The following is an 11,797-nucleotide window of genomic DNA, read 5'->3' on the forward strand; positions in this document are numbered from 1 at the left end:
TCGAGCGGCACGAATCATCGCGAATTGATCGCGGAATCAGCGCATCTTCAAGGCGCCGAAGCCGCTTTCGCGGGCGCCGCCGTGGCCGAAGCCGCAGCCGGTGCCGAAGCCGCCACAGGCGCCGGGGCACCCGAAGCCGCCTGCGCCGCCGCCGCAGCAGCCACCCCCGCCGTCCCGGCTGCCGCAGCCGCACCGGCGCCCGCGCCGGCCGCTGCCGCGCCGTTCGCGCTGCCCTCGCCCGGATCTTCGTAGTTCGGCAAACCGTTGTCCGACGCGCCGCCCTTGGCCGGAGCCGCCGGAGCCGCCGCACCACCCGCACCACCCGCACCACCCGACTCGCCCGGATCGTCGTAATTCGGCAGCCCGTTCCCCGACTTGCCCGCGCCGCCGTTGTCATCCGAGGCGCCAGGATCGCCGTAATCCGGCAGCGGCGCATTGTTGCTCTGCGAGCCGCGAATCAGCGACTGACGCTGCTGGCGGTACGCGTCGCGCACGAACGAATACTTGTCGAGCGCCGCCTGTTGTAGCAGGTCGGTGGCGCCCAGCAGATCGGCGCGCGCGCTCACGAATTGCGCGATGTACATCGGATTGCGCACCGCGGGTTCGATGTAGTTGAGGATGTTGAACTTCACATCCACGCCCATGCCGATGCCGTCGCGCACAGAGCTCGGCCCGAACACCGGCAGCACCAGATACGGACCGGCCGGCACGCCGTAATGGCCCATCGTCAGACCAAAGTCCTGATGGTGCTTCGGCAGGCCCGCGGGCGTGGCGAAATCGATCAGGCCGCCCAGACCGAAGGTCGAGTTCATCGCGAGACGCATGAGGTCTTCGGTGGCGTCGGTGATCTTCAGTTGCAGCAGGTCGTTGGCGAAATTGCTGACGTCGCCGAGGTTGGAAAAGAAGTTCGTGATCGCCTGCCGGATCGGCTGCGGCGTGACTTTCTGATACCCCTTCGCAATCGGTTGGGCAATGTGCGTATCGAGCGCGTCGTTGAACGTAAAGATCGCGCGATTGGCCGGTTCGAACGGATCACCCGGCTTGCGGTCGGGACCTGTGGCGCAGCCCGACGTCACGAGGAGCGTCAGGCTCGCCGCCGCCATGGTGAGCGCGGCTTGTTTTTTCTTCATTGATCGATCCCCTGCGTATGCGATCGTGCGCGCTTCGCGCGCGGCTTGCCCATCAGCACCGGCTGGAACACCACGGCGCCGATCAGCGTACAGAACAAGGACAACGCGAGCAGTTTGCCCATGCTCGAGGTGCCCGGATGATGCGAAAGCCACAGGCTGCCGAACGCCGTGGCCGTGGTTGCGGCCGAGAACAGCACCGCGTGCGTGAGGCTCGAATGCAGCAGGCCGGTTTGACCCGCGCGCCAGGCCATCACAAAGTAGATTTTGAACGCGACGCCGACGCCAAGCATCAGGGGAAGCGCGATGATATTGGCGAAATTGAGTTGGATACCGAGCACAACGCACAACTCAAGCGTCACGAGCGCCGATACCAGCAGCGGAATCAGCGTGCGCAGCACGTCGCCGAAGTGGCGCAGCGTGATCCACAGCAGCGCGGTGATGAGGAGCACCGACCACGCCGCCGCCTGCAGGAACGCGAGAATGATCACGTTCGCCGAGTGCAGGATCGAGATCGGGCCGCCGATGGCGTTCGGCTCCGCCGCCTTCACGGCGTGCGAGAAGCGCGCGAGCATGGCGTCGTCGTTCGGATCGACGCCCGCGGGCACGCGCGGCGCGACATCGACGATCGCCTCGCCCGTGACCGGCGACACCCAGTCCTGCACCATCGCCTTCGGCAGATTTTCGCGCGTGATTTCCGACGGCTGCAGCAGGCGTTCGAGCTGCGCGAACGCGAGCTTGAGCGGCTGGCTGAAGGCCTTTTCGGCGCGGTCTCGCGTGGCGGCGTCGGCGTTGGCGAGCTTCGTCAGGCCGTCCGAGAGATGCTTGGCTTCGGCGGCGCCCGGACCCGGGTGATCGCCCGCCGCGAGCGCGAGCTGGTTGGCGGCGCGCTTGAGCGTGTCGACGCGCACCGGGTCCGTCACCGGCGACGACGGCTGCTGCGTCAGCGCGGGCATGAGCTGCTGCGCGGCGCTCGAAATCAGCATCATCTTCTGTTGCTGGTCGTCGGGGATCAGCGAGCTCAGCGTGGTCGCGCGGCCCACTTCCGGCAGCTTCGAGAGTTTCGCGGCGATGTTGTCCGCGTCGGCGAGCGAGGGCGCGAGCACGCTCACGTCGTTGATCGAAATGACCGGCGAATTCTTCAGCGCAATCAGCGTGGCCATCGACTCCGTGTGCGGATCTTTCAGATGCAGCGGATTGAAGTCGAAACGCAGATGGAACAGCAGCGGCGACGCGCCCAGCACGACGATCAGCGTGCCGATCAGCACGGGCTTGCGATGCTCGGCAAGCCAGGTGTCGACCGGCGCGAGGAACGCGAAGCCCGGCGAGGCGCGCTCGCCCTTGGGCTTGAACACGCTGATGAGCGCGGGCAGCAGCGTCATGTTCGCGAAGTACGCGACGAACATGCCGACGCCCGCGATCTGGCCGAGTTCGGAGAGGCCCTTGTAGGCGGTCGGCAGGAACGAAAAGAAACTTTCGGCGACGGCGATGGCGGCCAGCGTGAGCGGCACGCCGATCAGACGCGCGGTCTTGAGCAGCGCGGCGTCGAGCCGGTCGTCCTGGAAGCGTTCCTCTCGATACTTCACGCCGAACTGCACGCCGAAGTCGACGCCCAGCCCCACGAACAGCACCATGAACGCGACCGACAGCATGTTGAGCGAGCCGATCATCAGGAGTCCGAGCGCCGCCGTGACGACGAGCCCGACCACCAGCGTGACGAGCACCGCGCCGATCAGACGGCCCGAGCGCAGCGCGAGCCACAGGATCACGAGCACGACGATTGCCGTGATCGCGCCGTTGAGCGCGGCGCCGTCCTGCACCGAGGCGAATTCGTCGTCGGCGAGCGGCTGTTCGCCGGTCAGACGCACGCGCGCGCCGTATTCGGTGTCCAGATGCAGCGAGGCGGCCGTGTCGCGGATCGCCTGCGAGGCGCTCGCGCCCGCCTTGAGCGCGGCGAAATTCAGCACCGGCTGCACCGTCACGAACGAAAACGCGGGCTTCGCGGCGGCGTCCTTGTCGACGAGCGCGCGCCACGAGAACGCGGCGGGCTTGCCCGCCAGCACCTGGTCGACGGTGTCGGCGGCGCTGCCGAGCAGGCCCGCCATCTGCGGCAGTTTCACCTGACCGATCGTGAGCGGCAGTTGCAGCGTGGTGATCAGCGTGCCCGCGAGGCCCGCGAGGCTCGGGTCCTTCGCCAGCTGGTTGATCAGCGGACGCGCCTGGACGAGCTGGCCCGTGGTGGACAGCACCGTGGGCGTGGACGGGAACAGCAGCCCGTTGTGCTCGAAGAACGGGCCGCCCGCGGGCTGCGAGACCGCGCTGAATTCGCGCGAGTCCTGCTTGAGCGCGTCGGCGAGCTTGTCGGCGGCGGCGTCGGCGAGTTCGGGCGCGGGCGCTTCCACCACCACGAGCAGCGAGCTGCTGCGTTGCGGGAAGGCCTTGTCCTTGGCGTCGCTGAGCGCGGCCCACTCGGCGGTGTTCTCGACGAGGCCGCTGACGTCCGTGTTGATCTTGAAATGCTTCGCGACGTACGTGCCGCTCAGCACGGCCAGTACGATCGCAAGTGCGATGACCCACGCCGCGCGGCGAACCGACCAGGCGACGAGGTGAATGATGAATGGCTTCAGCATAAAGGCGAGGGGAGCCTCGGCGATTAATATTCTTGAACGAAGCGCTCAAGTATACCGGCCTCGCCCAACTCGGCGCGCCTCGCGCACACGAGCGCGAACGTCAAAGCCGTTATACTGGTCCGGCCGGGGCGGGATCGAGCCCCAGACGTGCCATCGAGCAGGCCGGTGTAGTGGTCCGCTTCGTCGGCGCCTGATATTTACTGTTCCAAAAACGCGTATGAAACGTTATCTGACCGCATTACTCACCGCTGCCTTCCTGTCGGGCGTGTCGGGCGCCGCCTTCGCGCAGTCCTCCCCGGACGCCGTCGTCAAAGCGGCCGTGGAAGGCACCGTGAAGGCCATGCAGGCCGATCCGCAAGCGCGCGGCGGCGACATGAAACAGATCACGCAAGTGGTCGAGACCCATTTCGTGCCGGCCACCGACTTCCAGCGCACCACGCGTATCGCGATCGGCAAGGCCTGGACCACGGCCACGCCCGAACAACAGCAGAAGCTCTATGAGCAATTTCAACTCCTGCTCGTGAAGACCTACGCCTCGTCGCTCGCGCAGCTGCGCGACACCCAGGTGAACTTCAAGTTCGTGCCGTCGAACACGGCCGGGAGCGCGAAAGACACCGTCGTGCAATCGCACGTGCTCAGCAACGGCGGCGACGACGCCATCGACTATCGCCTCGAACGCACGGCCGGCGGCTGGAAGATCTACGACATCAACATGATGGGTGCGTGGCTCATCCAGGTCTATCAGACGCAATTCGCCGACCAGATCGCCAAGGGCGGCATCGACGGGCTCATCAAGTTCTTGATCGATCACAACGCGCGCAGCTAAGTCCGCGCGAGCGAGGCCCACGCTTCGCAGCTTCGCATAAAAGAACGGCGCGTTCTCGCAAGAGGCGCGCCGTTCTGCTTTTGTGCGCCGCGATCCGGTGGCGCCGCGCGTCCCCTACTTCCTGCGATTCTCCACCGCGAACTTGATCAGTTCCGCCTGCCCTTCGATATCGAGCTTGCGTTTCAGATTGAGCCGGTGCGTCTCGACCGTGCGCACCGACAGCCCTTCGCGCTGCGCGATCTGCTTGCTGGAGAGGCCTTCGGCGAGCGCGTCGAGGATGTCGCGTTCGCGCGGCGTGAGGCGCTCGATGGGCGTTTCCTTCAGCGACGCCTGGATCATGCGCGCGCCCAGCCCCGCGCTGAAATACGTCTGTCCCGCGAGCACGGCCTCGATCGCGCGCACGATTTCCGTGGCCGGCGAATCCTTGAGCACGTAGCCGCTCGCGCCCGCGCGCACGGCTTCCGTCACGTATTCGACGTTGTCGTGCATCGACAGCATCAGCACGCGGATCGCCGGAAAGCGTTCGTGAAAGATGCCCGCGAGCGCGATGCCGTTCATGCCGGCCATGCCCACGTCCATCAGGGCGAGATCGGGTTCGAGCGTGGCGGCGAGGTCGATCGCTTCGTCGGCGTTGCCCGCCTCGCCCGCGACTTCGAGGCCCGGCACGGCTTCGAGACGCGCGCGCAGGCCGTCGCGCACGAGCGGGTGATCGTCGACGAGCACGAGGCGCGCCGGTTTGCTGGGGTCGTTCATGTGTGTCTGACTTCGTTCGTTGTGTCGGCGACGTGGGCCGCGTGGATCGGCACCCACGCGCTGACGACCGTGTGGCCGGGCTTCGAGCTGACCGTGAGGGTGCCGCCCAGCGGCTCCAGACGCTCGCGCATATTGCGCAGACCCATGCCCGCGCGCGGATCGGCCAGCGCGTGCGCGACGTCGAAACCGCGGCCATTGTCGGCGATCGAGAGCGATACCGCTTGCGGCGTGACCGCCAGCGTGAGCGCCGCGCGCCGCGCCTGCGCGTGCTTGACGATGTTGGTGAGCGCTTCCTGGGCGATGCGGAACAGCACGGTGTTGACGGCGTCGGGCAAGGGCGCGGCGCTCGTCGGCGTGCGGGTGCGCGTGCGCGGCGGGCAATCGCCCGAGAGCGTGAAGCCGATCTCGATTTCCGTCTCCTCGGCGAGTTCGCGCGTGAGCTGTTCGAGCGCGGCGGCGAGGCCGAGATCGTCGAGCATCGCCGGACGCAGCGCGTGCGAGATGCGCCGCACTTCGCGCAGCGTGTCCGACAGGCGCGTGAGGCCGGTGGCGAGCGAAGCTTCGGCGGCGGCCACGCGCGTTTCGCCGCGCTCGAAGCGCGCGAGCGCCGATTCGAGCAGCAGTTTCGCCGACACCAGCATCTGGCTGATGCCGTCGTGCAGCTCGCGCGAGAGCCGCGCGCGCTCCTGTTCCTGCGATTCCACCACTTGCTGCGCGAGGCGCTTGAGCTTGGCGTCGGTGCTGCGGTATTCGCTCACGTTGAGCACGAGCGCGCCGAGCGCGATCACGCCCACGCCCGCGAGCGCGATCACGCCGAGCCATTGCAGCGTGCGCTCGATATTCGCGGAGGCGCGTTCGTCGATATGCGCGAGCGTGGAATCGACGTCGTCGAGATAGATGCCGGTGCCGATCATCCAGCCCCAGCGCGGCAGCGGCACGACATAGCCGAGCTTGGGCGCGAGCTTGCCCGTCGACGGTCGATGCCACATGTAGCGCACATAGCCGCCGCCATGCTGCGCGGCGGCCACGAGTTGCTGGATCGTCAGCGAGCCTTGCGGATCGCGCAGATTCCACAGGTCCTGGCCGACGAGACCGGGCTCGCGCGGATGCATGAGCGAGCGCCCGTGCAGGTCGTAGACGAAGAAATAGCCGTCGGGGCCGAAGTCCATTTTTTGCAGTACGGCGAGTGCGGCACGTTGGCGCGCGGCCTCGCTGGCGGGCGTGGCGGTGAAATCCGGGGCTGAATCCGCAGCCGAATCCGAATCCGGCGCATACAGCGGCGCGATTGCACTGGTGGCGAGCTCAACGTAATGGCGCAGTTCGATTTCCTTGCTCGACAGGTACGCGGCCTGCATGGTCGCGTGCTGGGTCTGCGCGAGCGCGGTGGCCTGCTGGCGCACGCCGATCCCGATCCCTGCGATGGCCGCGAGAAACGGCACCACGGCGAGCAGAAAAATTCGGGTCTTGAGAGTCATGGTGAGCGGCTCGATGCGCGGTTCGGCCTACGTAATTTCACGTAGTTCCCTTACGTAGTTGTCCGCTTGTGGCGCACAAGGCGAAAGCGAATACTACACGCCCATAGCGTGGCGCAACTGCGCCACCTGCCGCGCCGCCTTCGACTAGTATGAATCGAAGCCCGGCGCGTCGCGCGTCGCTCCCGATGTCGGGCGCGCGCAAAGACTACCCAACGAATCTATAAATAAGACAGGAGACACCGCATGAGTCGGACATCCAGTTTTGTCGTGTGGACGATCGTCGCGCTACTTGGCGCGTTCGCGTTCGGCACGATCGCGCTCGCGCACGGCGAGCGAATCAGCGCACTGTGGATCGTGATCTGCGCCGTGTGCGTTTATCTGATCGCGTACCGCTTCTACAGCCGCTTCATCGCGACCCAGGTGCTGCAACTCGACGGCCTGCGCATGACGCCGGCCGTGCGCCACAACGACGGGCTCGATTACGTGCCCACCAACAAATACGTACTGTTCGGCCACCACTTCGCGGCGATCGCGGGCGCGGGTCCGCTGGTCGGCCCGGTGCTGGCCGCGCAGATGGGCTACATGCCCGGCATGCTGTGGATTCTCGCGGGCGTGGTGTTCGCGGGCGCGGTGCAGGATTTCGTGGTGCTGTTCCTCTCCACGCGCCGCGACGGCCGCTCGCTCGGCGACCTCGTGAAGATGGAACTCGGCCCGGTGCCCGGCGTGATCGCGCTGTTCGGCACCTTCCTCATCATGATCATCATTCTCGCGGTGCTCGCGCTGATCGTGGTGAAGGCGCTGACGAACTCGCCGTGGGGCACGTTCACCGTGGCCGCGACGATTCCCATCGCGATCTTCATGGGCCTGTACGTGCGTTACATCCGTCCGGGCAAGATCGGCGAGATCTCGATCATCGGCTTCATTCTGCTGATGGCGTCGATCGCGTTCGGCCAGCACGTGCACGATTCGCCGACGCTCGCCGCGTGGTTCACGTTCACGGGCACGCAGCTCACGTGGATCCTGATCGGTTACGGCTTCGTGGCGTCGGTGCTGCCGGTGTGGCTGCTGCTCGCGCCGCGCGACTATCTCTCGACGTTCCTGAAGATCGGCACGATTCTCGCGCTCGCGATCGGCATTCTGATCGTCGCGCCGGAACTGAAGATGCCCGCGTTCACGAAGTTCATCGACGGCACCGGTCCGGTGTGGTCGGGCAACCTGTTCCCGTTCCTCTTCATCACGATCGCGTGCGGTTCGGTCTCGGGCTTCCACGCGCTGATCTCGTCGGGCACCACGCCCAAGCTGCTCGATAACGAAACCAACGCGCGCTTCATCGGTTACGGCGCGATGCTGATGGAATCGTTCGTGGCGATCATGGCGCTGGTGGCCGCTTCGGTGATCGAGCCGGGCGTGTACTTCGCGATGAACGCGCCGCTCGCCGTGCTCGGCACGACGCCGGACGCGGTGGCGCAGACGGTCGGCCACTGGGGCTTCGTGCTGACGCCGGACATGCTCACGCAAACGGCGCAGGCCGTGGGCGAGACCACCATCGTCGCGCGCGCCGGCGGTGCACCGACGCTGGCGGTCGGCATGGCGCAGATCCTGCACCAGGTCGTGGGCGGCCAGGCGATGATGGCGTTCTGGTATCACTTCGCGATTCTGTTCGAGGCGCTCTTCATCCTGACCGCCGTCGACGCGGGCACGCGCGCGGGCCGCTTCATGCTGCAAGACCTGCTGGGCACGTTCCATCCGGCTTTGAAGCGCACGGAATCGTTGCCCGCGAACCTGATCGCCACGGCGCTGTGCGTCGCCGCGTGGGGCTACTTCCTGTATCAAGGCGTGGTCGATCCGCTCGGCGGTATCAACACGCTGTGGCCGCTGTTCGGCATCTCGAACCAGATGCTCGCCGGCATCGCACTGATGCTCGCGACCGTCGTGCTGTTCAAGATGAAGCGCGAGAAGTTCGCATGGGTGACGGCGCTGCCGACGCTGTGGCTGCTCATCTGCACGCTCACGGCGGGCCTGCAGAAGATTTTCGACAGCAACCCGAAGGTCAGCTTCGTCGCGCACGCGCAGAAGCTGTCGGCGGCGCTCGACGCGGGCAAGATCGTCGCGCCCGCGAAGTCGGTCGAGCAGATGCAGCGCATGATCTTCAACGATTACGTCGATGCCGCGCTCTCGGGCCTGTTCATCTTCGTGGTGGTGAGCATCGTGGTGTACGGCCTGATCGCGATCGCGCGCGCGCGCCGCATCGCCCGTCCGACCGTGCAGGAAACGCCGTACGAGGCGATGCCGGCGAACGGCGCGGTCGTCGCGGCGCATCGCGTGCATTGATACTGACGCACTGAACGGAGCGCATCATGTTCTCGGAACTTCGCGACAACGTGCAGACCGCGGGCCGCTATCTGGGCCAGGCGATGCGTCTGATGGTCGGTCTGCCGGACTACGACGGTTACGTCGCGCACATGCGTGCGACGCATCCCGATCGTCCGGTGATGACTTACGAGGAGTTTTTCCGCGAGCGCCAGAATGCGCGTTACGGTTCGGGCGCGGGGAAATGCTGCTGAGGCGCGGGCCGTAAGCGGAAACAAGCCGCTGAAACAAGCCGCGGCCGATGTCGATAAAAAAGCGCGAGGGCGAAAGCCTTCGCGCTTTTTTCATGGGCGGCGCAAAGCGGCCTACACTACGCGCATCTCGTCCGTTGGACGTGTCCCGAGGATCGCCGCCGATCATGTCCGCCCGCGAAGAGTTCGATGCCGCGCCATCGGCGACGCCCGCCGACGCGCTCGAAGATCCCGCGCTGTTGCGCCGCCTGTTGCGCGCCAAGGATCGCATGGACGCCGCCTCGCACGAAGCGTGGCCCGTCAGGCGGCTGGCGGCGGTGAGCGGCGTCTCCGAGGCGCATTTCGCGCGCTCGTTCAAGCGCGCGTTCGGCCTGCCGCCGCATCGCTACCTGCTCTCCCGGCGCATCGAGCAGGCCACCACGCTCCTGCGCGACACCGACCTCGCGATCACCGATATCGCCTTCGCCACGGGCTGGGAAAGCCTCGGCACCTTCGGGCGCATCTTTCGCGACATCACCGGGACGAGCCCGAGCGCCATGCGCGTGGCGGCGCGCGCGAGCGTGGCCGAACCGGGCAGCGTGCCCGCCTGCGTGCTGAAGGCCGCGCAGCGCCCCGATCTGACGATGGCAGTTTTGGAGAAGCGCCGCCGCGCGGCGAAGGCTACAGTGCGGCCATCAACCAGCACGCGGCCGAAGGCCAGGGAGACAGGATGAATCAGGGTAACAAACACGGCGCCCAGCAGGGCGTCAATGTGGTGGGCATCTACGTGGACGATCAGGACGCGGCGCTCGCGTTCTACGTCGACAAACTCGGCTTTCGCGTGCACACGGACGTGCGCAACGGCGCGTATCGCTGGCTCACGGTCCAGCATCCGGAACAGCCGTCGTTTCAGCTCGGCCTCTTCACGCCCGGTCCGCCCGTGCACGACGAAGCCACGGCGCAGACGCTGCGCGCGATGGTGGCCAAAGGCGCGATGCCGCCGCTCGTGCTCGCCGTGGCCGACTGCCGGGCGCTTTACGCGCAATGGTCGGCGCGCGGCGTCGAGTTCACGCAGGAGCCGACCGAGCGTTACGGCAACATCGATGCGGGATTCCGCGACCCGGCGGGCAACGGCTGGAAGATGATCCAGTCGGCGAAAAACTGAAGGCGCGACGTTCGGCTTCGCCTTCGCCAAAAGAAAAAGGCGCAACGGTCTGCACCGTTGCGCCTTTTTCGATTCAGCCTCGCACCTCGCGGTGCGATCACGCTGAACGTATCGCGATGGCGATGGCTTAGCCTGCCGCGACCGTCACCGGCTTCTTCGTCTTGGCCGAGTTCTTGATCTCGTCGAGCTTGATCTCGACGTGACGCGAGAACACGTATTCAGCCGGACGTTGCGTGTCCAGCGGGATGTCCTTCACGAACGCGCCTTCGGTCTTCGGGCCGCTCAACGCGACCTTCAGCGCCTTCAGCGGATGCGCGACCGTGTCCATCACCGCGGTCGCTTCGAAGCCGCAGTGGACCATGCAGTCCGCGCACTTCTCGTACTTGCCCGTACCGTACTTGTCCCACTCGGTCGTTTCCATCAGTTCCTTGAAGGTCTTCACATAACCTTCGCCGACCAGATAGCACGGCTTTTGCCAGCCGAACACCGTGCGCGCCGGGTTGCCCCACGGCGTGCATTCGTAGGTCTGGTTGCCGGCCAGGAAGTCGAGGAACAGGCTCGACTGGCTGAACGACCACTTCTTGCCGTTGTTGCCGCGCTTGAAGATTTCGCGGAACAGGTTCTTGGTCTTGTCGCGGTTCAGGAAGTGCTGCTGGTCCGGCGCGCGCTCGTAGGCATAGCCCGGCGACACCGTGATGCCGTCGACGCCGATGGCGTGAGCCGTGTCGAAGAACTTCGCCACGCGGTCCGGCTGCGCGTCGTTGAACAGCGTGCAGTTGATGTTCACGCGGAAGCCGCGGCGCTTGGCTTCCTTGATGGCCGCGACGGCCTTGTCGTAGACGCCTTCCTGCGAGACCGAATGGTCGTGCGCTTCACGGTCGCCGTCGAGGTGAACCGACCAGACGAAGTACGGGCTCGGCTCGTAGTCGTCCATCTTCTTTTCCATGAGCAGCGCGTTCGTGCACAGGTACACGAACTTCTTGCGCGCCATGATGCCCTTGACGATCTGGGGCATTTCCTTGTGCAGCAGCGGCTCGCCGCCTGCGATCGACACGACCGGCGCACCGCATTCGTCCACGGCGCCGAGGCACTCTTCCAGCGACAGACGCTGGTTCAGGATGGGATCCGGATAGTCGATCTTGCCGCAGCCGTTACAGGCCAGGTTGCAGCGGAACAGCGGCTCGAGCATCAGCGCGAGCGGATAGCGTTTGTTGCCGCCGAAATGTTGGCGGAAAATGTAGGCGCCAACGCGGACTTTTTGTAGCAGCGGAATAGACAAGA

Annotated in this window: 10 protein-coding genes; 5 read left to right on the forward strand and 5 right to left on the reverse strand. The window is 66.0% G+C overall.

The window, feature by feature from the left end; translation table 11 throughout:
• Window positions 1–47: 47 nt before the first annotated feature.
• Together BMY06_RS01175 and hpnN are read right to left on the reverse strand one after the other, a co-directional pair.
• Window positions 48–1,130, reverse strand: a complete 1,083-nt coding sequence (locus BMY06_RS01175) for an MlaA family lipoprotein (protein ID WP_074981169.1) — start codon at window positions 1,128–1,130, stop codon at window positions 48–50.
• Window positions 1,127–3,757, reverse strand: coding sequence for a hopanoid transporter HpnN (hpnN, locus tag BMY06_RS01180; RefSeq protein ID WP_074981170.1), 2,631 nt, complete (start codon window positions 3,755–3,757; stop codon window positions 1,127–1,129). The genes BMY06_RS01175 and hpnN overlap by 4 nt, the downstream gene beginning before the upstream one ends.
• A gap of 217 nt (window positions 3,758–3,974) precedes the next feature.
• Here hpnN and BMY06_RS01185 point away from each other — a divergent pair, with 217 nt between their 5' ends.
• A complete protein-coding gene (locus tag BMY06_RS01185; protein ID WP_065061642.1) occupies window positions 3,975–4,583 on the forward strand; it encodes an MlaC/ttg2D family ABC transporter substrate-binding protein in 609 nt (202 codons plus the stop codon).
• Between the two features lie 114 nt (window positions 4,584–4,697).
• Here the strand turns inward: BMY06_RS01185 and BMY06_RS01190 are convergent, their stop codons facing one another.
• Window positions 4,698–5,336 (reverse strand): response regulator, encoded by a 639-nt coding sequence (locus BMY06_RS01190; protein ID WP_065061641.1) that lies wholly within the window; start codon window positions 5,334–5,336, stop codon window positions 4,698–4,700.
• Window positions 5,333–6,811 carry a cache domain-containing protein gene (locus tag BMY06_RS01195; protein WP_074981172.1) on the reverse strand — a complete coding sequence of 493 codons (1,479 nt, stop codon included), beginning with the start codon at window positions 6,809–6,811 and terminating at the stop codon, window positions 5,333–5,335. The genes BMY06_RS01190 and BMY06_RS01195 overlap by 4 nt, the downstream gene beginning before the upstream one ends.
• 243 nt (window positions 6,812–7,054) lie before the next feature.
• Between BMY06_RS01195 and BMY06_RS01200 the strand changes: the two genes are divergently transcribed.
• The 4 genes from BMY06_RS01200 (at window position 7,055) to BMY06_RS01215 (ending at window position 10,516) form a co-directional block, all read left to right on the forward strand.
• The gene (locus tag BMY06_RS01200) at window positions 7,055–9,142 is read left to right on the forward strand and encodes a carbon starvation CstA family protein (RefSeq protein ID WP_074981173.1); all 2,088 of its coding nucleotides are present in this window, start codon (window positions 7,055–7,057) and stop codon (window positions 9,140–9,142) included.
• Window positions 9,143–9,168: 26 nt separating this feature from the next.
• On the forward strand, window positions 9,169–9,375 hold the full coding sequence (locus BMY06_RS01205) for a YbdD/YjiX family protein (protein WP_027820406.1): 207 nt from the start codon (window positions 9,169–9,171) through the stop codon (window positions 9,373–9,375).
• A gap of 164 nt (window positions 9,376–9,539) precedes the next feature.
• A complete protein-coding gene (locus BMY06_RS01210) occupies window positions 9,540–10,085 on the forward strand; it encodes a helix-turn-helix domain-containing protein (protein ID WP_065061638.1) in 546 nt (181 codons plus the stop codon).
• Window positions 10,082–10,516, forward strand: coding sequence for a VOC family protein (locus BMY06_RS01215; RefSeq protein WP_074981175.1), 435 nt, complete (start codon window positions 10,082–10,084; stop codon window positions 10,514–10,516). The genes BMY06_RS01210 and BMY06_RS01215 overlap by 4 nt, the downstream gene beginning before the upstream one ends.
• 127 nt (window positions 10,517–10,643) lie before the next feature.
• Here the strand turns inward: BMY06_RS01215 and hpnH are convergent, their stop codons facing one another.
• Window positions 10,644–11,795, reverse strand: coding sequence for an adenosyl-hopene transferase HpnH (gene hpnH, locus BMY06_RS01220; RefSeq protein ID WP_065061636.1), 1,152 nt, complete (start codon window positions 11,793–11,795; stop codon window positions 10,644–10,646).
• Window positions 11,796–11,797: the final 2 nt, after the last annotated feature.

The sequence above is a fragment of the Paraburkholderia tropica genome (assembly GCF_900109265.1).
GTDB lineage: Bacteria > Pseudomonadota > Gammaproteobacteria > Burkholderiales > Burkholderiaceae > Paraburkholderia > Paraburkholderia tropica.